At 45.8% G+C, this 22,961-nt stretch carries 15 protein-coding genes; 7 read left to right on the forward strand and 8 right to left on the reverse strand.

Annotation, left to right across the window (positions count from 1 at the left end):
* Window positions 1–76 precede the first annotated feature (76 nt).
* Genes BUC22_RS03760 through BUC22_RS03770 form a run of 3 tightly spaced genes read right to left on the reverse strand, consistent with a single transcriptional unit; the run spans window position 77 to window position 3,163 of the window.
* Window positions 77–289, reverse strand: a complete 213-nt coding sequence (locus tag BUC22_RS03760) for a hypothetical protein (RefSeq protein WP_013381658.1) — start codon at window positions 287–289, stop codon at window positions 77–79.
* Window positions 289–1,986 (reverse strand): aldehyde ferredoxin oxidoreductase C-terminal domain-containing protein, encoded by a 1,698-nt coding sequence (locus BUC22_RS03765; RefSeq protein ID WP_013381659.1) that lies wholly within the window; start codon window positions 1,984–1,986, stop codon window positions 289–291. The genes BUC22_RS03760 and BUC22_RS03765 overlap by 1 nt, the downstream gene beginning before the upstream one ends.
* A 19-nt stretch (window positions 1,987–2,005) precedes the next feature.
* A complete protein-coding gene (locus BUC22_RS03770; protein WP_013381660.1) occupies window positions 2,006–3,163 on the reverse strand; it encodes an iron-containing alcohol dehydrogenase in 1,158 nt (385 codons plus the stop codon).
* 181 nt (window positions 3,164–3,344) lie between these two features.
* On the opposite strand from BUC22_RS03770, the gene BUC22_RS03775 reads away from it, so the two are divergent.
* A complete protein-coding gene (locus BUC22_RS03775) occupies window positions 3,345–4,568 on the forward strand; it encodes a helix-turn-helix domain-containing protein (protein WP_123876084.1) in 1,224 nt (407 codons plus the stop codon).
* Window positions 4,569–4,694: 126 nt separating this feature from the next.
* On the opposite strand, the gene BUC22_RS03780 is transcribed toward BUC22_RS03775, so the two are convergent.
* The 4 genes from BUC22_RS03780 to BUC22_RS03795 all read right to left on the reverse strand — a co-directional run bounded on the left by BUC22_RS03780 (window position 4,695) and on the right by BUC22_RS03795 (window position 9,687).
* On the reverse strand, window positions 4,695–7,262 hold the full coding sequence (locus tag BUC22_RS03780) for an ABC transporter permease (RefSeq protein WP_013381662.1): 2,568 nt from the start codon (window positions 7,260–7,262) through the stop codon (window positions 4,695–4,697).
* A complete protein-coding gene (locus BUC22_RS03785) occupies window positions 7,259–7,942 on the reverse strand; it encodes an ABC transporter ATP-binding protein (RefSeq protein ID WP_013381663.1) in 684 nt (227 codons plus the stop codon). The genes BUC22_RS03780 and BUC22_RS03785 overlap by 4 nt, the downstream gene beginning before the upstream one ends.
* Window positions 7,943–8,024: 82 nt before the next feature.
* Window positions 8,025–9,014, reverse strand: a complete 990-nt coding sequence (locus tag BUC22_RS03790; RefSeq protein WP_041689912.1) for a sensor histidine kinase — start codon at window positions 9,012–9,014, stop codon at window positions 8,025–8,027.
* Window positions 9,001–9,687 (reverse strand): response regulator transcription factor, encoded by a 687-nt coding sequence (locus BUC22_RS03795; protein ID WP_013381665.1) that lies wholly within the window; start codon window positions 9,685–9,687, stop codon window positions 9,001–9,003. The genes BUC22_RS03790 and BUC22_RS03795 overlap by 14 nt, the downstream gene beginning before the upstream one ends.
* A 260-nt stretch (window positions 9,688–9,947) precedes the next feature.
* Between BUC22_RS03795 and BUC22_RS03800 the strand changes: the two genes are divergently transcribed.
* The 6 genes from BUC22_RS03800 to BUC22_RS03825 are packed head-to-tail and all read left to right on the forward strand — an operon-like array spanning window position 9,948 to window position 20,829.
* Window positions 9,948–10,247 (forward strand): STAS domain-containing protein, encoded by a 300-nt coding sequence (locus tag BUC22_RS03800; protein ID WP_013381666.1) that lies wholly within the window; start codon window positions 9,948–9,950, stop codon window positions 10,245–10,247.
* Window positions 10,248–10,251: 4 nt separating this feature from the next.
* Entirely contained in the window at window positions 10,252–10,662 is a 411-nt protein-coding gene (locus BUC22_RS03805) for an ATP-binding protein (protein ID WP_013381667.1), read from the forward strand.
* Window positions 10,659–17,987: a non-ribosomal peptide synthetase gene (locus tag BUC22_RS03810; RefSeq protein WP_013381668.1), complete on the forward strand. Its 7,329-nt coding sequence runs from the start codon at window positions 10,659–10,661 to the stop codon at window positions 17,985–17,987. Before BUC22_RS03805 ends, BUC22_RS03810 begins: the two co-directional genes overlap by 4 nt.
* Window positions 17,984–18,601 carry a 4'-phosphopantetheinyl transferase family protein gene (locus BUC22_RS03815; RefSeq protein ID WP_013381669.1) on the forward strand — a complete coding sequence of 206 codons (618 nt, stop codon included), beginning with the start codon at window positions 17,984–17,986 and terminating at the stop codon, window positions 18,599–18,601. Before BUC22_RS03810 ends, BUC22_RS03815 begins: the two co-directional genes overlap by 4 nt.
* A complete protein-coding gene (locus tag BUC22_RS03820; protein ID WP_013381670.1) occupies window positions 18,534–20,192 on the forward strand; it encodes a SpoIIE family protein phosphatase in 1,659 nt (552 codons plus the stop codon). Before BUC22_RS03815 ends, BUC22_RS03820 begins: the two co-directional genes overlap by 68 nt.
* Window positions 20,193–20,202: 10 nt before the next feature.
* Complete coding sequence (locus tag BUC22_RS03825) at window positions 20,203–20,829, forward strand: hypothetical protein (RefSeq protein WP_013381671.1); 627 nt, start codon at window positions 20,203–20,205, stop codon at window positions 20,827–20,829.
* A gap of 1,034 nt (window positions 20,830–21,863) precedes the next feature.
* Here BUC22_RS03825 and BUC22_RS21680 read toward each other — a convergent pair.
* Window positions 21,864–22,961: InlB B-repeat-containing protein (locus BUC22_RS21680; RefSeq protein ID WP_200805528.1), on the reverse strand; the 1,098-nt coding region annotated here is incomplete at its 5' end.

Here is a 22,961-nt window from a genome sequence, read left to right on the forward strand (position 1 = left end):
AAGAGTGGCCTTTTATTTACTTATTCAGATTTTTGATCCGTCCATCTTTCCAACACTTCTGGCAGAGTCATTGTTATTAACCACCGCTGACAATTCTGAGGACACGAATTATACTTTTATCCTGCACTTCTGTTTCAAAAGGCGGGAGGATAATCTTTTTCTGATCCATTAAGACAATATCCAGTCTGTTCAAAACCACCTGTGCTTTCTCTAACACCTGATTGATGGTCATGCCAGACTGAAAATCAATTTGAATCTGATTTCCAAAAGGATCAATAACGGTTACCATTAGAATTCAAAGATTGCGTCCAGCTCTTCATCAATTAAGTCAAACTGAGAACCGGTGGCTCTGGAGCGCTCTTCATAAAAAAATGAAGGCAGTCTGTCATCCGCAGTAGTCATTCCAGCCAGCATATTGAATTTCTTTTCTGTCATCAGGCATTTGATGCCCAGTCCCAGAAGATCTGCGGGCTTCCAGCTTCCTCCATAAAGCCCTTCCATCATTTCTGCAAGATGAGGCACCCCTGGAATACAATTGGAAAAAGCAAAGAGACACATCATACTGTCCGCAAAGCACAGTACAGACTGCAGCTTATTTGAGGCATAGGCCTGCCCTGCGCGTCCAGCGTCATCAAAGGCCCGGCCCATGGTCAGACCAGCAGTATGGTCGGCCCCCTGTGGGCTTGTGGAATAGGTAACGCCTGTTCCCTTTGTATTTCTCGGATCATATCCTGCCAATGCTTGATGTTTAACAACCGGTATGCGCTCACAGCCAAGGTGTTTTCCGGCACTTTCGCAACCGTTCCCCAGCACCCTACCGAATTCTGTGCCATCACGTACTTCCTCAAGCAGTGCATAGGCAGCTGCCGTATCGCCCCATTCCAGTTTATCCGCCTCCATACAAACCGCGATCCCTGTTCCCATTTCGATGGTGTCAATTCCCATATCATCACAAAGATGATCCATGCGGGCAATCACATCCAGGTCAGTAATCATGCAGTTTGGTCCAAAGAGGGCCACTGTCTCATACTCAAATCCAGAGGTCAGATAATCGCCTTTTTCATCATTATAAACATTGGAGCACTGTACCACACAGCCAGGCTGGCAGGGCTTTTTATTGCAGCCGCCCCGCTTTGCCAGATTCGTCAAAAAAGTCTGCGCGCTAACGCCGCTGCAGTCAGCCATCAGACGGCCTGAAAAATTTTGAACTGGCAATATTCCTGTTTTACTGGTTGCCTCAATGGTTGAGATGGTTCCAATATTATGAAAAGGATCCTTCGATGCGCCAGAAGCAATCATTTTATTAATTTTCCCACAGGCTTTTTTAAAAAGTGCTTCATCAGCGTATTCTGGTTTATAGGTCTCTGTGGCCTTTGCAATAACAATCCCCTTCAATCCTTTACTCCCCATAACTGCACCAACGCCTCCGCGCCCTGCAGCACGTGACGGGTAACCCTCGCCAAATTCAGTCACCTGAATAGATGCAGCCTTGTACTGGCGTTCTCCAGCCTGTCCGATAGACATGACCGCGGTTTTCTCACCATATTTTTGACGCATCGCTGCACTAAAAGCATAATTACCCATTAATTGATAATCGGAGGCATCCTCCAATGACACCTGCCCTTCGGGGTCAATATATAAATAATACAGACCATCAGACTGACCCAGAACCTCGATCAGCTTTATTCCCTGTCCTGCCATCAGCGTTGCTGCCCAGCCACCAACGCTGCTTTCTTTGATTCCTCCAGTCAACGGACTTTTTGTCCCTACCGAAAGCCGTCCGGCAGTCGTCATTGGTGTGCCGGCAAACAAGGTCGTACAAAAAATAATTCTGTTTTCCGGCCCTAGGGCATTGCAGGTTGGCTGAACATTTCGGATTAAATACTCTGCTACCAGCGACCGCGCTCCCAGCAGACGGTATTCTTCGTCCAAGGGCAGTTTGTTAACTGAAAGTGTATCCATTTCCAATGTTATTTTTTTCCACATTGCTTCATTCTCCTCTCTCTTATGCGTCATAAGCATGCAGAAGCAGCTCGTGTACTTTTGAAGCGCTGATACGATAAGGGATAATGGCATACCCAATATCCTGAGTCACTGCTTTTGCGATATCGCCCAGGGGTTCTTTGGGAATATCCAGCGCTTTCATATTCGGCATTCCAGCTTTTTTCAAAAATCCTCGAATCGCTTCGCGGGCTATTTCTCCCACAGCCATATTATCCGCGTCCGCGGACACTTCTACACCCATACAGTCGCAGATTTCACGGACCTTATGTGCCTCCGTTTTTGCTGTATAGCAAATAACCTCCGGCAGCGCCAGAGAACAGGCGATGCCATGCGGAAGGTGAAAAAGGGCGCCAAACGTATGCCCAATGGAATGCCCCATGTGTACCAGCGCATTGGTAAAGGCCATCCCGGCAAAGGTGGAAGCTAAAATCATATGCTCACGCGCCTCCAGGTTTTTTCCATCCTCAATGGCGATTGGGAGCCATTTAACGATCATCCGGATCGCTTCCCGCGCAAGCGCGTCTGCCATCGGGTTGGCCTGTCCGCCGGTCAGTGATTCCACCGCGTGAGCAAAGGCATCGACTCCTGTTGCGGCAGTCATCTTAGGGGGAAGCCCCAGCGTGAGGTCCGGGTCCACAATCGCTAAATCAGCCAGACATACTGGTGAAACGACACTGTCCTTTTTCTTCTGTGCCACAAGAGAGATGACACACATGTTTGTCACTTCGCTGCCGGTACCGCTGGTTGTTGGGATAAATACCATTTTCAGACCAGGCTTCAACCCATTCTGCACACCGCCGCAATAATTGCTGAGTGGAGGCGGATTATTGATAAGCACATTGACGCCTTTAGCCGTATCAATGGCACTTCCTCCGCCAACTGCCACAATACTGTCGACCCCGGCTTTCCTTGCTTCTTCCGCTGCCGCCTCCACCATTGTATCCGGTGGATCTGGCACCACGCCGTCAAAAATCACGGTTTCCAGCCCCGCTTCATGCAAGCTGTCAAGAATGCGGTCCGCGATGCCAGTATCCTTCATTCCTTTGTCATAAATGACCAAAGTTTTTAAACATCCCATTTCCCGCACCTTCATGCCAGTGCGCATTGATGAACCGCTTCCCATAATAACCGGTACAAAAATCTCATATGATGTAATCATTCTCTTCACTCCTTTTCCTGTTTTATCCGATTGTTTTTCTTATATATTTATGATATCATCATGACTGAATAATGTATATCGGTTACAAACCCGAAAAAACGTTGATAATTTATGCATAATGCACAAATCATTAAAACCCAGGTGTCAAATCTGTATTTTTCTATAAGGAGGATTTTTCTTGTTGGCAAATGAACTCTGTGCACCCGCGGCTCCTTTTATCCAGGAGGATTTACTTAAACTTATCGATTTGTCCAGTAACGCTTCGGATATGGAACGCATTCTAAACACGGCAGCGCGTTATATCGGAAACGCGCTCATTCTTATTGATATTTTTGGCGCTGTGCTGTGCCATTCCAGCAACTTTGAAATCATGGATCCCCTGTGGTCCGAAAATATCCGTCAAGGCTCGTACACCGGCGACTTTTCTCGAAAGGTCTGTGCCAATGACGCCATGCAGGACTGGAGCCGCGCTGGTCTGCCTGTGCAGGAGATTACCCTGGAGGGCGACATACAGCCCAAGCTCGTCGCGCGAATTGAAGAGGACCGGCATGTAATGGCTGCCCTGGTGATGGTTGCCCATCACACGCCTATCTGCGCCATGCATCAGCAGACGCTTCCCATACTGGCCAAGCTTATCTACACCGCCTACATTCGTAATCATCCACAGGCGCCGGTATCTCTACAGGATATGCCTTACGCCACCGCGCTTTTTTCCCTGCTTGACGGCGACGCAGACAACAGTCCTGCCAGCCTGAAGGGCCTTGTTTTTCCCTCAGAAATGCAGGCTGTAACCGCGCGCCTGGTTGACCGGTATGATAACCGGTATATTAAACGGGCCTTTTCACAGGAAATGCACAGCATTTTTCCAGAGGGTCATCTCGTGCAGAAAAAGGGCTATATCTGTACACTCACCTCAGGCGTTGATTCCCTCCAGCGTGAAGCCCTGGAAAGGCTGGCGCTGCAGGACAACGCCCGTGTTGGAATCAGCTGGCGTTTTTCAGACATTATGGATTTTCATCACTATTTTAACCAATCTGTCAGCGTAATTAAGCTTGCGGAAAAGCATAAGGATAAAAATCGAGTGGTGAATTTTACAAGCTATGCCTTTTATGCTCTTCTTGAAAACTATACGGGTAAATATCCACTGGACTGGTACTGCCATCCTGCCCTGAAACAGCTAAAGCTTCACGATCAAAATCATCATACCGAATATTATGAAACACTGCGTACCTTTATTGTCACAAGGTGTAATCAGAAGCAATCGGCTGAACAGCTCTTTATCCACCGCAACACGCTTCAATACCGACTGACCCGGATTACTGCGCTCACCGGTCTGGATTTATCCGAAAGCATGACCAATTGGGTTTTACTCATGTCTTTTGCCATTGAAAAATGTAAAGACTAAGGCTTTTTCTTTCTGAAAATAAAACTTCATTGGCAATAAACACAACACACAAAGAGCCGGAAGTTCAAACAGGAACTTCCGGCTCTCAAAGCTGCTTATTTTATCATTTTTCTATTTTTCTTTTTATCAGGTCATATCGTCCCGAAGGGCGTCGATGATATTTTCTTTTTTTATACTTCGTGTCGCATACAGCATTGTGATGAACACCAGAAAAAACACGCCGAGTGCACTGATAATGAGACTGGCCCATGGGAATATAAAGCCAATCTCTGCGCCGCCTGCGACCATGCCCTTATCGATCAGCCACGAGAACAGTACCGCTATCGGTACACCAAACAGCAGTGTCTTCATGCCGAAAAAGGCACACTCGAAATTCATCATTTTATTGAAATCGCGATCAGACATTCCCACAGAACGCAGCATGGCAAATTCCCGTCTGCGAAGCTTAATATTTGTAGAGATCGTGTTGAACACATTGGCTGTGGCGATCAGCGAAATCATAAAGACAAAAACATAGGTGAACACATCCACAACAAATACGATATTGCGGTTTTGCTCAAATATTTCGTTCGCATTGTAGAGGTTATAATTTGAGGTAATCCCCTCACTCTGGATCATTTTTTTCATCTCAGCCACCGACTGCGCGGAGTTTTCTGACCGGAAGGTCAGGCCTGTTACGGCATCACCCCCAGGCTCAAAACTACTTTTCAGCTGATAAGGCGCGACAATCATAAAGGTAGCATCCTTTACACTGGAGGATTGTCTTGGGAGTGTGTCAACCGGTATGGTATCGACAAAGGTCAGGCTCACAGCCTTGCCTGGCTCTTCCGCTGTTCCATTACCTGATCCGGGCATGACAGTGAAATTCATGGATGAGTGGTCAAATAGATTGTACAGCGAGCTCTTACCCGCTTGTTCGCTCTCACCCTTTGCCTTGGCAACAGCGGTCATTTTTGCGTTCTGTCCAGTATATTCCTCTGCAGGCAATCCCAGGTCTTTGATAAATTCCAGATAAACGCGATCCTCAACAAACTGGATATCCAGCGGCAAATCGACTGTTTCGTCTGGGGAAGTCAGACCAAGAGCTTCGCGGTAGCGTTCCGAAAAATCACTGGCTCTGGCGGCGCAGGAGTAGGTTGATACTGCCTGATATGAGCTTTCATATACCCCGTCCACCGCTTTCAATTTGTCATAGAGCCGGAACAGGTCGCTTTCATCCATATTCTGCGTGGTAAAACAGATGTCATAATCCGAATCGACAACAGACTGCCTGGCGGCCTGCTTGAGGGTTTCTCCAAAGGCATTTGCTGACACAAACAGCACCACACTCAGGGTAAGAGACAGCACAATACTGCGATAGCGCTTTTTATTTCTCTTGAAATTTTTCAGGGCAAGCATTCCCTCCAGACCGTAAGCACGCTGCGCAAAGCCGGAGGTTTTCACAGCCTTAGATTCAATTCTGACCTCGTTTGTTTGGCGTATGCTCTCCAGCACAGGTCTTCTTGCGGCCTTCCGCGCTGGAATATAAGCCGAAATTAAAATCGTGATCATGCTGATCACCGCTGAGGCGATAAGGGCCGGTACTGATATTGTCAGGAGTAGGGGCACATCGGTTGAGAGAATATTTTTGAAATTGCCGGCGATGAGGGAAATCACAAGGGTGATGCTTCCAATGCCGACAGCCAAGCCGATGGGTATTCCAACCGCACCGATACAGACCCCCTCAAACAGCACAGAATTCCGCAGCTGCTTTGATGTGGCTCCCACAGATGCGAGTATGCCAAACTGGCGTGTACGCTCATTCAGCGAGATGTTAAAGGCGTTGTAGATCAGAAAAACCGAGCCCAGCATAATCAGAACAACCAGAATACTGCCAACGGAATACAATAATGTGTTAAACAGCGTATCATCCGATAGCCCCATAAAACGCAGCACATAGTCGTTAAAAATGGTGCTGTAGCCGCCGGCTTTATCCTTTGCGTAGCGCTGAACCTCCCGCGGGTTATCAAGGGTGACAAAGACGTTAAAACTGTCCGCCTGATCGGCAGGGTCCGCCGCCGTGATCAAGGTATATCCTGGCGACGCGGCTTCCTCAAAGCTGGGCCTTTCACAGATTCCAACAACTGTGTAGGTTTTCTCTGCCTTTGGCACCAATGTTTCTTCGGCTTCTGCATTGTACGGAATGTGCTGCGTGAGCTTTCCGTTTCCGTCCACACGGTCTCCGATTGAAAGGGAAATCGTATCTCCCACAGCGTAGTTGATACCGCCATTGGCCGAGAGATGTGCTGGGATAAGAACCTCGCTGCTGTTTTGCGGCAGCCTGCCGGAAATCATGTTGATGGGCAGATCTTCAAAGGCTTTTTCATTAAAGCCTGTTACAAAGAGATAAGGCTTATCTGGATTTTCACCATCACTTAACACTGCGTAGCCAATGTTTTCAATGGCCGCGGTGTTTTTAACCCCCTTATCCTGGCTTCGCTCCTGAACAAATGCGGAGTCCACATCCAGAAACTCGACATGCCAGCTGCCGTATTTCACTGCTGAGCTGTTTACCAGATAATTTTGCAGAGAAACAGCAAAGGTCGCGACTGCCGTGATCATGGCAGCAGATAAAACCACTCCGATAATCGTTACAATTGTCCGCGTGCGGCTCTTTTTCAGGCTCTGCAGTGTGACTTTGTTAAAAATGTTCATGGCCGCACCCTTTCATCCCGCACAACCCTGCCATCAGATATGCCGATAATACGGTCTGCCTGAAGGGCGATATTTTCATCATGGGTGACGAGGATAAGGGTCTGCCCATATTTTTTATTGCTCAGCTTTAACAAATTGACAATTTCATGGCCATTCCGGCTGTCCAGACTGCCTGTAGGCTCATCGGCCAGCATGACCGCCGGGGCGTTCATCAGAGCACGGCCAATGGAAACACGCTGCTGCTGGCCGCCTGAAAGCTGATTGGGCAAATGTGTCTGGCGGTCTTTCAGGCCAAGCAGTGACAGCAGGTTGTTCAATCTTTTCTGGTTAACCTTCCGCTTGTCCATCAAAACCGGCAGGGTGATGTTTTCCACCACATTGAGTGTGGGAATAAGGTTGTGGAACTGATAGATGAGCCCGACCTGTCGTCTTCTAAAGATTGCCAGCTTATCATTGCTCTGGGCGTATACATCCTGCCCGTCCAGGAATACCTTTCCGCTGGTGGGCACGTCCACACCGCCAATCATATGAAGCAGGGTGGATTTACCTGAACCGGATGACCCGATAATTGCGGTAAAGTCTCCCTTTTCGATTGTAAGTGAAACATGGTCGAGGGCTGTAACCTGATTTTCTGCTGTACCGTAGACCTTGCATAGATTTTCAATTCTTAGTAGCTCCATTATGTGAGCCTCCTTTCTCTTGGTATACCCATATAATAAAGCCTCTCTCTGACATCCCCGTGACTTTCAGGTGAGAGATCTGTCACTTTGGAAAACGAAGGGTAAAGACCGCACCGCCTGCAGGGTGATTTCTGGCTGTGATGGACCCTCCCTGCCCTGTTATAATCATCTTACAGAGTGCCAGACCAATGCCATAGCCCGACGCTTTTGTGCTTTTTCCCCGGTAAAACCGATCAAACAGGCACGGTATATCCTCTTTTTTAAATCCTGGACCGCTGTCATGGACGGCGATCTCGGTAAACAGCGGATTATCGGTGCATACAATCTCAATACTCCCATTTTCACCCACGCTTTCCATACAGTTTTTGAGAATGTTTTGAATGGCCTCTGAAAGCCAGCCGGCATCGCCTCGAATCCTCACGCCCTTTGGCACATCAAGCTGTACTGCGACAGCGTGCAGTTCCATTGGAATTTGAAGTGGGCGCAGCGCAGTGTATACCAGACTTTCTGCGTCAATCGGCTCGCTCTGGAATACCACGACGCCCGCATCCAGACGGGATAATTTTAAAAGGGATGTGATCAGCCAGTCCATGCGCATGAGCAGTTCCTCAGCCTCCCGCACATAGACTTTCCGTTCATTTTCATCCGAAGTGTTTGAAAGCAGTGACAAAAGAAGGTTCACGGATGTGAGCGGCGTGCGGAGCTGATGGGCAATATCTGCCAGCGAGTCGGCCAAATGTGTTTTTTCCCTTTTCAGCGCATCGTTTTGCTCACGAATACGCAGTGTCATTTTTTTTACTTCACTGTACAGAATAGAGAGCTCACCCTCATCCAATTCGTCAATATCCAGACGATCATAATTGTGAAGCACAAGATCAATTTGATCGGAAATTTTCGCAATGCTTCTATATCGGGCTCTGGTGTGCGTGTAAAAGGCAGTGCCAAAAACGGCGGCAGACACAAATGCCAGTACTCCAGCCGCACGGTCGATGGCAAATCCCAGGACGGTAAAAACAGCGGCCATCAGCAAAAACAAAACCGCAAACTGCTTAAATTCTTTATTCCGGAGCATGGCCGTCCCCCAGACGATAGCCTGTCCCACGGACAGTCCGGATAATTTTCGGTTTCCCAGGATCATCCTCTATCTTTTCCCGCAGACGTTTGATATATACAGTTAAAGTATTGTCATTGACAAACTCACCCGCCGCATCCCACAGTTCATCCAGCAGCCGGTCTCTTGTAATAATGCTTTTAGGATTGTTCACAAACATCAACAGCAGCCGATACTCTAAAGCTGAAAGAAAAACTTCGCTGCCATCTTTCTTCACCACACCACTCGCTGTATCGACCTGGAGTCCACACACTTCAAAGGTCGCTGCAGAACGCCCGCTTTTTCGCAGAGCAGTCCCGATCCGCGCAATCAGCTCACGGGGGCGGAAGGGCTTTGTAATATAGTCGTCCGCACCCATATTCAGCCCGGTGACAACACTCGCCTCATCACCGGAGGCTGTCAGAAAAATCACAGGAATGTTCTGAACTTCTTTGACCTCTGTACAAACGGTAAAGCCGTTCCCATCCGGCAGGGATATGTCAATGAGCGCCAAATCAAATTTATTGTCGACGAGCGTATCGGTGGCTTCCTTCCGGGTGGCGGCATGAGTGACAATAAACCCCTCCGATTGGAGTAAAAGCATCAGATTTTTCGCGATGGCCTGATCGTCCTCAATCAAAAAAATTCGTTTCATCTGTTTTCATTCTCCTTTGCTGCTTCTTTTGTCATAAGATTATTTTATTGTACAACATCTGTCTGTAGCCCTATTGTATTTCTTTTGAATGAAACATGCAAGAGGGCTGTCTTTCGGATGTCATATTGAAGTCATTAACTGTCAGAAAGTTTGTGAACTTATCAAGATTTTATCAAACTTTTAATATTTCCTTGCCCATCAATAACTGATGATGATAAAATGTCTTTAAGAATATCTACATTTGAAACGGAGGCTTTATAATGACCATAACAACCACTGCAAAAGAAAACACCTTATACGTAGCCCTTGAAGGGAGAATTGACACCATCAGCGGCCCACAACTGGAACGGGAACTTTCAGGAGCTATTGACAATATAGATACTTTAATTTTAAATTTAGAAAAAATTGACTATGTTTCCAGTGCAGGTATCCGGGCTATGCTGAGCCTTCACAAAAAAATGGCTGCAAAAAAGGGAAGCATGAAACTTCAAAATTTAAACAATAGCGTCCTGTCTGTACTAAAAATGACAAAACTCGACAGCATTTTTTGTGTGGATTAAAACAATGGACCGCTGTAATGTCACTGCTACATCTTCGGGACTGCAAACGCTTTTATCTTTTACTGAAACTTGGCTTTCAAAGACCGACATCAGTCCAGAAAAACAATATGATATTTTGATTATTGTGGAGGAGCTTACGGTTAATATTGTCAATTACGCTTATGATGAGATACCGGGGAAGATTACTCTGTCCCTCGAATTACTTGATGACGGCGCTATTCTGAGGCTTAACCTTTCGGATACCGGCAGGCCATTTAACCCTCTTGACTGCGATGACCCTAAACTTTCGGAATCCATTGAAGAACGGCCTGTTGGCGGGCTTGGCATTTTTATAATCAAATCCCTGGCAGACAAATTGAAATATGAATATAACAATAAACAAAACCAGATTATCATAGAAAAGAGGCTAACATGACAAAACAATACACCATCACACACCCACAAAAACGTATTTTATATACCGAGCTAATCAATAATGTCCCAGGCTGCTACAACTTTGTAGGAACCATGCTCTTTCCAGAGGGGGATACAGAGCGCATTAAAGCTGCTGTACAATCTGCCATGGCTGAAACACCTAATTTTTTCCTCCGATTCCATATGGAGGATAACGGTGAACTGAGCTTTTACCGGGAGGTCACTGACGTTGAAATCGAAGACTGCGGAGACTGCGATATTTCTATTCATCATTTTAGCAGTCTGGAGAATACTGCGCTTTATCATTTTCTTATTGCACATACACAGGCAGGCATCTCTTTGCGTATGTCCTTTCATCACGCGTTATGCGACGGTACCGGTCTAGATCTGTTCGCTCAAAAGGTCTGGAGCCAGTATCACAGCGGCAGCAGTAAGGGACTAAATGACCGTCCTTATGAGGAATATGCGGTCTGCGAAGCGGATTACCTGAAATCCAAAGCCTTTGAAGCAGATAAAAGCTATTGGTTATCCATGCTCAAAAATACTGCTGATTTTGACTGTGAGCCACAAAGCAGCTCTGACTTTACGTTAGGTTACAAACGCTTCAATCTTCCCGAGATCCTTAAAAATAAAATACAGGCCTTTTCCTCGTCTCAAGACGAGCATATCTCACCATTTCTTTTTGCCCTGACCGCCGCAAGCCTTTTTCTCGCTAAGCGAAACCATAAGAACGGCATTCTGATAAACCTCGGCGAAAGCGGCCGCCGACATCTTGAAAGTTTCTCTGAAACCACGGGTATGTTTGTGAGCCTTGTCCCCTTGAAGCTAACCTTTGAAGCAGAGGATACCTTTACATCTTTGCTTAAAAAGACCAAAAATACCTTTAAAGAAGCGTTGTCCCACAGCAAATACCCATATGATCTTCTAGTACAGGATATGGCAGCTTCAGGTATTGATTTAGAAAGCGTTTCCTCTGTCTCGATTGTGGCAAACTCCAATAATCCAGACAGTCACCTCACAAAAACCATTGCCGCAGAATACTGTGACCGCGCCCTTACCATCCGTATCAACCCAGATGTCTTGGGACACGATACCTTTAAATGTTTTGCCTTAGAGTATCAAACCGCTTGCTATACTGAAGAAGACATCACAAAAATGGGCGAAGCCCTGACGTCTTTAATCGAAAACCTGGCAGATCATACCGACTGGCCATTTAAGGATATTGCCATCGACACCAACGCTCTTTTACCGATAGAAGATAGCTCCATTATTGCCGATGCCGATGAAATTGCCCGCCTCGACAGCTTTAACAACACTGAAGTCACATATGACATCACAAAAACCCTGGTAGATCTTTTTAGAGCGCAAGCTCAGAAGACTCCCGAATCCACGTGCGTCGTCTTTAAAGACCGATATTACACCTATGGCGAGGTCGACCGCCTTTCTGACAACCTTGCCCGTGTCATCGCGGCCAAAAACCTTGGTGCCGGAGACATAGTGTCCATCCTCATCCCCCGGTGTGAGTATATGTCCATCGCTTCATTGGGAGTATTAAAGGCTGGCTGTGCCTACCAGCCCCTTGATCCTGACTATCCTGAGGAAAGACTTTCATTTATGATGGCTGACGCCAGCGTAAAGCTTCTTATTGCAGATGTCAATCTTCTCAAAAAGGTACCGAATTACCAAGGAGATACGCTGTTTATCCAGGATATTCCTAAACTGTCCGCGGATTCCCCCCTGCCCAAAGGACCAACGCCTGAGGATCTGTTTATACTCCTATATACCTCTGGCTCCACCGGCACTCCCAAAGGGTGTATGCTCACCCAAAAAAACATTGTCAATTTCTGTCACTGGTACCACCGTTATTATAATCTCACAGAAAAGGATCGGGTAGCCGCCTATGCCAGCTTTGGCTTTGACGCATCTATGATGGACACCTGGCCAGCCCTTACACGTGGTGCCTCCATGTATATCATCCCTGAAGAAATTCGACTCGACTTGCTGGCCCTTAATGACTATTTTGTAGAGAATAGCATTACCAATGTGTTCATAACTACACAGGTCGGCCGCCAGTTTGTCACCTGTATTGAAGAAACCAGCCTGCGCAATCTAAGTGTTGGCGGTGAAGCTCTGGTTCCTTGTAAGCCACCAGAGGCCTATTCTCTCCACAATGTCTATGGTCCCACCGAGTGCACCATTCTGTCAACCGCAAGCCTTGTTGACCACCTTTATGAAAAGTCTGTTCCCATTGGTGGTCCTATAGACAACACCAAGCTTTATGTTGTGGACGCTGAACTCCGCAGGGTGCCCATTGGTGTGCCGGGTGAGCTATGCATCGCCGGAGCACCTGTCTCCAGAGGTTATCTGGGCCGCAAAGAACTGTCAGAGGAAAAGTTTATTCAAAATCCCTTTGATGATGACCCCGCTTACAGTCGTATGTATCGTACCGGAGATGTGGTCAAATGGCTCGAGGATGGCCGTATTCTCTTTGTTGGCCGGGAGGATGGTCAGGTTAAAATCCGTGGTTTTCGAATTGAGCTGACTGAAATCGAACAGAGAATAAGGGAATACCCGGGTATCAAAGATGCCACACTCACTACCTGTGACGAAGAAAATGGCGGAAAATATGTGGTTGCCTACATCGTCTCTGACGAATCCATCGACATTGAGGATCTCAACGCCTTTATCTCAGCTGAAAAGCCAGCCTATATGATCCCCGCAGTAACCATGCAGATTGACGCTATCCCTTTGAACCCGAATTTAAAGGTTGATAAAAAAGCCTTGCCCAAGCCAGTTCGTACCTTTGACGATATCGTCCAGCCTCAGACCCCCATGCAGGAAAAAATTCACTCCATTTTGGCAGAGGTCATCGGCGATTCTGGATTTGGGATTAACACAGATATTTACGATGCAGGCCTCACCTCCATCGGCGCAGTCAAGCTTGGCGTTTTGTTCTCCAATACCTTTGGTCTTAAAATGAACACCCAGGATTTTAAAAAATACAATACAGTCACAAAACTGGAAACCTATATTGACATCGCCAAAAACATACAGTCCAGTCAAAAGGCTCATAAAGAGCTTGAAGCCTATCCTCTCACCCAAACGCAGATGGGTATTTATCTGGAATGCTTGAAAAATCCAGATTCCTGTGTCTACAACATCCCGCTGTTCTGCACCTTCTCAAGGGCAATTGACGCAGATCGGTTAGGTGAGGCGCTAACCCATGCCATCAACGCGCATCCTTATCTTAAAACCCGTCTTCAGATTACGGGTGAAGATATTTTACTGAAGCGCCGGGACCGCGACCCTGCCTTGGTAAAACGTACTCGGATGAAGGCTTCAGAACTTGATGATTACAGCAGGCATCTGGTAAAACCCTTTAATTTTGAACGCGGTCTCTACCGTTCGGAGATTATCGAAACCGAAGAAAATATCAGCCTTTTCATTGATGTACACCATCTGATCTTTGACGGAACCTCCGCCATGGTGCTGCTTCAGGAAATCAATCGGGTTTACACTGGACAAAACCCAACTGGCGAATCGTACAGCTCCTTTGATTTAGCTCTGGATGAAAAACAGGAACGGGAAAGTTCTTCCTATACCGAGGCCCGGGACTTTTATCACAGCATTTTCGGCGCCATGGAAACAAACGCGCGCTTGGATTATGACAAACCGGAAAACAGTACACCGGAGACCGCTGCCTTCGATATTGATATGAGCACCCTTTTAAGGACAGAAGTTCAAGCTTACTGCGCTAAACATCAAATTACTCCAAATGTCTTTTTTACCGGTGCCTTTGGCTTCATCCTAGCTCAATTTAAAAACCAGACAGAGTCTGCCTTTTGCACCATCTACAATGGCCGCAGTGACTCCCGCACCACAGAACTAGTCGGTATGCTGGTCAAAACTATGCCGGTTTATTGTAATCTGGAAGCGTCCAATACTGTTGACGGTTACCTCAACACTGTTAAGAAACATCTGTTCGAACTCATGGAGCATGATATTTATTCCTTTGGAGAAATCAGTCGGGAGCTTGGTGTTTCAGCAGATATTCTTTTTGCCTATCAGGGTAGTGACTTCAACATCTTTACTCTGGATTCCGAAAGTGTTCCCATTGTTCCATTGGCTCTTTCTGAAACCAAAGCGCCTCTTTCAGTGGATATCTATGACACCGATACAGGATATACTGTAAAAGCAGAGTACCGCCATGATCTGTATGACGGTATAACAATATCCCGCTTTTTGAAGACCTATGAAGAAGTTTGTAAAAGCTTGCTGACTGCCGAAACCTTCAATGATATTTGTCTGATCAGCGATGAGGATAGAAAAAAAATCGCGGTGTTTAATGACACTAAAATACCCATCGATACCCCTCTTATTCCAGAACAGCTGCAAGCTGTGGCCGATGCCAATCCAGATAAAACAGCCCTCATCAGCTGTGGTGAACACTTAACTTTCAAAGAACTGAATGATGCCACCAACCGCATTGCCAACGCCCTTATTAAGCTAGGCATCCAGCCAGAAGACATTGTAGCTATTCTTCTCACCCGCACCAAATATGCTTACATGGCGCGACAGGGTATCTTAAAATCTGGCGGAGCTTTTCTGTGTACAGATCCTGAATATCCTGATGACCGTATCCGTTTTACCCTTGAGGACAGCCATGCTAAATTCCTCATTACCACAAAAGCTCTTGCCGAAAAACGACAGGCAGTCTGTGAAAATACCGCCTGTACCTTACTCTGTATTGAGGAATTGCTTGAGGAAGATGACACCCGTTTTCCACAGGTTGACATTAAGCCCTCAAATTTATGCTACTGCATTTATACCTCTGGTTCCACAGGCACGCCCAAAGGCGTCATGATTGAGCACCGCAATCTGCGCCACTACTGTCACGCTAATCCTAAAAATCCAGAGATTATGTCCTACATTAATCATAGCACAGTTTCTCTGTCTTTTGCTGCTCTGACTTTTGATGTATCAATTCTTGAGGAGTATGTTCCACTAACCCAGGGGATCACGGTGTGCATGGCCAATGAAAATGAAATTCATAATCCGCTGGCCATGCGTGATTTGCTTATTGAAAACAAAGTAGATACCTTCACAGCAACGCCATCCTACCTTAGCAACATTGTAGATATTCCAGCAATGGCGGAAGCGTTGTCCCAGATCCGTAGCTTTAACGTAGGTGCGGAAAACTTCCCATTGTCTCTTTACGACAAACTGAGGACTGCCAGTCCGGAAGCCCACATTTATAACGGTTACGGCCCGTCTGAAACCACAATCGGCTGTACTTTTATTGAAATGACTGGTGAAAATGTGACGATCGGCCGCCCTATGAGCAATATCAAATGCTATATTTATAATCGTTATGGTCAGGAAATGCCCATAGGTGTTCCCGGCGAACTGATTATTGCCGGTGATGGTGTTGGTCGCGGTTACGTAGGGCGCCCAGATCTCACAGAAAAAAGCTTTTTCCGCATTGACAGCCTGAAGGCCTATCACTCCGGCGATTTAGCCGCATGGGATACCGATGGCAAACTTCCCTTCTTTGGGCGTCTCGACAATCAAGTCAAACTGAGGGGGCTCCGGGTTGAACTGGATGAGGTTGAAGCTGCCATCAACAGCTACGAAGGGATTAAATCCAGTATTGTTCAGGTTCGCGGAAAGGATGACAGCCAATTTCTTTGCGGGTTTTTTACTGCAGATCACGCCGTTAACATTAATAATCTTACTACCCATTTAAAGAGTACCCTGACCCATTACATGGTGCCTGGCGTTCTTGTACAGCTGGATGAAATGCCTTTGACTTCTAACGGTAAAATCAACAAGAAGGCTTTGCCTGAGATTACTTATAGCGCCGCTGAGCATGAATACATTGCACCGAAAAATGAAACGGAGGCGACCATCTGCAGTATGATGGCCGAAATTCTTAAATGTGACAAGGTTGGCGCCACAGATGATTTTTTCGAAATTGGCGGCACCTCTCTCAGCGCCTCCCGGCTTGCCATGCTGGCCGCCAATCGCGGGATTAACTTTGTTTATCAGGATATATTTAAACATTCCACCCCTCGGGCTCTGGCTGCCTTCTCAGAAAACGGAAATAATGCAGCCACTGCCGTTGTCGAAACTGACCCTATTACTGATTATGACTACCACGCTATCGGCAATCTTTTAGAAAAGAATACCATTGCCAATCTTTCGTTGCTTAACAGAGAACCTTTAGGTGATATTCTCATTACTGGTGCAACAGGCTTTTTGGGCATCCATGTACTCCAAGCTTTTCTGACAGAATATACCGGCAAAGTATGGTGCCTCATTCGCAAGGGAGAAGCTGACAGTTTAGAAGAGCGCATGCGTACCATGCTTATGTACTACTTTGATGATACCTTTGATGAAGTATTCGGTACACGACTGTTCCTTATTGAAGGAGACATCACCGACGCTGACCAAGTTAATGCTCTTAGCAACGTTCCCTTTTCTGTCCTGATTAACTGCGCGGCCAGCGTTAAGCATTTCGCTGCAGACGACAGCTTAAAACGCATTAACACTGAAGGTGTCAAACACCTCATCAATCTCTGTGAAAAAACAAGGCGCAAGCTCATCCAAATTTCAACGGTCAGTATTGCCGGCGACAGCCTGAACAACAGTATTCCCAGTGATCGAAAAATCATGGAAAATGATCTTTATTTTGGTCAGACCATCACCAATCAATACATCGAAAGCAAGTTTTTAGCTGAACAGGCTGTTCTTGAGGCTTCAACGAAAGGTCTTCGAGCCAAAATAATGAGGGTAGGGAATCTCATGAGTCGCGCAGCTGATGGCGAGTTCCAGATAAATTTTATTACCAATGGTTTCATGCGCCAGCTTAAGGGCTACGCCACCCTGCACCAATACCCGGTTGAGAGCATGAATCTGCCGGTGGAATTTTCACCCATTGATATCACCGCCCAAACCATTTTGGCCCTTGCCGAAACCGGTGATGTTTTTACGGTTTTTCACCCTTACAACAACCACACAGTCTTTATGTCCGATGTGGTGGAGGTCATGAACCAGTGCGGCTTTGACATTAAAGTCACAGATGCCGCTACCTATGAAGCTGCTCTTCGCCAGGCCATGGCCGATCCTGATAAAGCCGATAAGGTGGCTGGTCTCATTGCCTATCTGAGCAGTGACACAGAAAATGTCCAGATTCCCATTGACTGTAACAATTGCTTTACCTCTGAGGTGCTGTGCCGTCTTTACCAAAAATGGCCTATCACCGATAATGATTATATCAAACGGGCGATTCAGGAGCTTGAAGCCCTAGGCTTCTTTGAAGTATGAAACTTTATACCATAAATACCGAACCTTTAAGGGATTTGGATATTTTTGAAACACGCATTAAGGAGCTGCCGGAGTCTCGGGCAAAAAAAGCGCGAAGCTACCGCCTCGCCAAAGACCGAGCTTTGAGTCTTGGAGCAGGACTTCTGCTCAATCAGGCGCTTCGGGAAAGTGGGATTAACCCTGTCACTGTGGAATTTGATACCTCTGAATGTAAGAAGCCCAGGCTCATAGAACATCCTGACTTTCATTTTAACATCGCCCACTCTGAGGCTTTCGCAATCCTGGGCGTGGGTGACACACCGCTTGGTGTAGACATTGAAAAAATCAGCCCCGTTCCGCTTGACATCGCCCGGCAATACTTTTTCAAGAGTGAATACGCCTACCTTATGGCTTTGCCCGAAGCCCAGCGTACACTGGGCTTTTACCGGCTCTGGACCTTAAAAGAAAGCTTTATGAAGGCTGTGGGGCTGGGATTTCAGCTTCCTCTTAATCATTTTGAAATAACGCTGACCGTACCCATTCAGATAAAACAGCAGGTTGATCGCCATGATTACACCTTTACCGAATACCAAGCCCTTCCAGATTACTGTATCAGCAGCTGCGAACAGCTTTAAAAATATCGAAAGGATCAAAATTTTGAAGAAAAATTTGGAAATGCGTATCCTCGCGATCATGCTGGCTTTATCTGCTCTCTTGTGTACCCTGATCGTATGGATTGCCTTTAGAACATATAAAAAACAAGTGGAATCGAATTACCTCACCATTGTCCAGAGCATTTCATTAAAAGCCCTGGACGATGTTGACGCTGCCTCACTGGCTCTGCCAGAAAGCAACCCCGATTACCAAAATGAAATTCAAAAGCTAACTAATCTAACTCATGTCATCGGTGTGCCTGACAGCGCTGTTTTTACTTTTGTCGAGGGACAGCTGCACTGGCTTCAGGACTCTGATTTCTCAGTCTCAAAAGAAGCTTTAGCTGACTACCTGACTGCCATACCCAAGGCCAATTTTGAAAGCGAGACTTATATCGCAGACGAAGCCGAATCACTATCTCTTGGACCAGAAGCCACCCTCGAATCTGGCGCAAAATACCCCAGCCTTTGCATTCCTCTTACCGACCACACAGGTAACGCTGTGGGCCTTGTAGGCTTGGTGATCCAAGGAAGCGGCTACCGCTACCAGCGGCTTGCTTTCGTGGGCTCTATCCTCATTGTTGCCTTGCCACTGATGCTTGTAACTACTTTGCTTTTCTTTTTCTATATGCGAAAAAGCGTTACTCGTCCCCTTTTAAAGATGACCAATGCTGCCGAACAGTTTAAAAAAACGGATTTATTTTCCGCCTCGCCCCAAAAACACGCGCTGTCTAATCTAAATATTCATACCGGTGATGAAATTGAAGGCTTGTCCAAACAGCTGGACAAAATGGGGAGCAGCTTGATCGCCACGATTCAACAACAAGTAGAGACCGAAAAACAAAAACAGTGGCTTTTAAGCGAAATGCAAACTGCAGAAAATGTCCAGCGTAGTATGCTGCCAACAGATTTTCCAAAAGATCTGGATCTTTTTGCCACCATGAATCCAGCCATTCAAATTGGTGGTGATTATTACGATTTTTACTACCTTGACGACCACCACCTGGCGATGACCATCGCCGATGTTTCTGGAAAAGGTATTCCCGCGGCGCTCTTTATGGCTTTATCTAAAACTGTGCTCAAGTTCATCATTACCAGCGGCGTTTCCCTCGCAAAGGCTTTGGAAATGTCTAATGACTACTTCTGTCAAAATGACTACGGCGGTATGTTCGTAACTGTTTTCACCGGTATTTTGGATCTGAACACCCATAAACTATGCTATGTAAACGCAGGCCATAACCCACCGCTTATACGCCCTGCCGCTGATTCTGATTACATCTGGCTCGACACACCTCCAGATTTAGTGCTAGCTGTTATGGGAAATCAAAGCTATAGCGAATATTCCTGCCAGTTAGCACCTGGAGCCAGTTTGTTTTTGTACACAGACGGTGTTACCGAAGCCCAAAATTCTGAAGGCAACTTTTACGGCGAGGCCCGCCTAACCCAAACGATCAATGCAGCCAAAAGCCTTACTTCAAAATCCCTGCTGGCTGCTATCAAGGCCGATATTGACGCCTTTGCCGCATCCGCTCCTCAGGCGGATGATATTACAATGTTAAGCATTAAACTTTAAGGAGAAACACATGAATTTTATATACCGCCCCGCACAAATGAAGGATCTGGAGGAACTGGGCCATCTGTTTATTGAGACCTTTATTCACCGCGATCCTATGACCGCTCATCTACAGTTAACGGAAAATGAAGCCATGGATTACTGCCGGGTTATTTTTCCTGAATCCATCAAGGACGCGCTTACCTGTCTGGCGGTTGATAAAAACACAAACAAAATTGCCGGTTTTGCCAGTTCTTTCCGGGAAGATATCACAAATGACCCATCGGTGGTGTCCAGGCTGAACCCACGTCTTCTCGACGCTATGGCCGATACCAGTCATGTATTTGATATTCTTTTAAAACCACTGGAAAACCTTGAAGGCTATAATCCTCAAAAATGTTTTACCGTCATGTACGCTGGTGTTCATTCTAATTATACAGGGCACAGTCTGTCCATCTCTTTGACCCAAAACCTTCTGAATCGTGCTGTTGCCATTGGTTTTGAAACTGCTATTTCCGAATGTACCAGCAGCCGCTCCCTCAAACAGATTTTGCGACTCGGTTTCAAGGAAATCAATGCGGTAGCTTACAAAGATTTTGGTATTGATACCTTTAAGGATGTTCCTGGCGCTCTGACCCTTTGTTTTAAAGTTCTTTGAACTTTAAAATCTGTTTTTACTACAATATGAGGAATACTCTCTATGTTTTGACCTTTTTATGATTTTTTATTACCATTAAATTACAAAGATAAAACACTGTCTGATCAGTGCCAGACTTAATGATAAAAGCCTTGGAACAAGATGTTTCAGGGCTTTTGTCATTATTTTCCAATTTCAAAACCATTTCATCATTTAAATAATACAAAGACGATGTATACTTCATTTCTTTGATTTTTGGCAAACATAATTGCGCCGCCGACAAAACGAATACTGTACAAGGTAGTCTTCATCTACTTTCTTCATATTTTTTATCAACCCAGCCAAACTACCAACTAATCCCAGTTCTTCTCTTAAAACACTCCCCATTACCAACAAATTGTTTGGCGACTGAAAAGTCCACTGCCGAACGCAAGTATAGCGAGATACATAACAATTATCACGATCGGTGTGGCGCCCCCAAGCATTGCCATACAAGTAAGTCCACCAGCAAAAGTCCAGCCATACCAGGGGTAAAGTCTCTCACATTCTGAAGATAGAAAGGCATAATAATACTACTGCCAACAATGGCAATAAAAGCTGTCAACATAGCAAAAAGATTTAACGTAAATAAGTGGTGAATAAACCTCTGCTGATTATCGCAAATTTTTGAACAAAGCAGAACTACTCGTAAAACTCGCAAAAATTATGTTATAAAAATGTTTTAGAGTTTATGTTTTCACTATACGCTCTTAACGCATCATTCCAACCGTGTTTATCAAGTATGTTTATAAAGGCCAATGGCAGTTCATTGGAATAACGAGGTAAATGGCAGTTTGCCACTATTCTAAATAAGATACAAACCAAGCATATAATCTATATCAAAGACAAAATTTTCACCGCCGCAATATTAAAAATGAACAGCCCATTGGAAGTCTCCAAGGGCTGTAAGATTTTCTCCTCTTGTTTTTAAGCTTACTTTGTTTTCGGTAAATGTTTTTCTCCTATCCACATAGTTTGCTTAAATAAGGATCCTGCTGTTAGTTTACAAATTATTGTTATTTTCTGACTTTGATAGCAAGAACCACCCCAGAAGCTATGATAACAAGAACAATAACCCACATAGAAGTTTCTGAAAAAATACCTGTAGCAGGAGAGCCGGTAAGCTTGTTCTCCATTTCCATCTTTTCATTTACATCTTCATTTGAATTATTCGTTGAATCAGCAATCCATTTTGCATATAGGGTCATATTTCTATTGACTCGGTCTGCATCAAAATTCCAGGCTACCAATGCTTCTGCCTCAAGAAACCATCCGCCAAATTTATACCCGGTTCGTACAGGTTCTGCCGGCATGTTAATTGTCGCACCAACTGGAATACCTTTAATTGTTTCGACATTCGATCCCCCCTGCGAATCGAAGATTACTGTATAAGTTTCTGGAATCGAAATCGCATACCATTTTGCATACAGAGTGGTGTTTTCATTTACGGTATGACTATCAAAATCCCAGGGATTTATGCATTCGGGCTCTTTGTGCCATCCATTAAACACGAATCCTTCCATCTTTGGCGCTTCAGGTTCAAGAATGGTCGATCCAGCATTAACATTTTGAATAGGGTCAACGGAGGACCCCCCCTGCGAATCAAAAGTTACTGTATATAGGTTTAGAACAACGGGCTGCCAATTTGCATATAGGGTGATATTATTATTGACTGTATCTTGGTTAAAATCCCACGGAGTCAAGCATTCCGCCTCCTTATACCAACCTTTAAATATAAAGTTTTCATAAATTGGATTTTCTGGCTCAGTAATAGCACTACCCGGCCCAATACCAGTAATTGGAGGCACTGGTGAACCTCCCTGGGAATCAAAGGTCACTGTATAACTCAAAATCTTTGACCATTTGGCGTACAGCGTCACATTCCCGGTCACCGTATCGGCCGCAAAATTCCACGGCGTTGTCGTTTCAGCCTCTTTATACCAGCCTTCAAAAAACCATCCCTCGTAATTCGGCTCTTCTGGTTCACTTATCCGCGTGCCGGAAGCGACATTGGTAAGCGGGGCCACTGCTGAGCCGCCCTGCGAGTCAAAGGTCACCGTGTAACGGGGTACCGGAGTCCATTTGGCGTACAGCGTCACATTCCCGGTCACCGT

The sequence above is a fragment of the Eubacterium callanderi genome (assembly GCF_900142645.1).
Classification (GTDB): domain Bacteria; phylum Bacillota; class Clostridia; order Eubacteriales; family Eubacteriaceae; genus Eubacterium; species Eubacterium callanderi.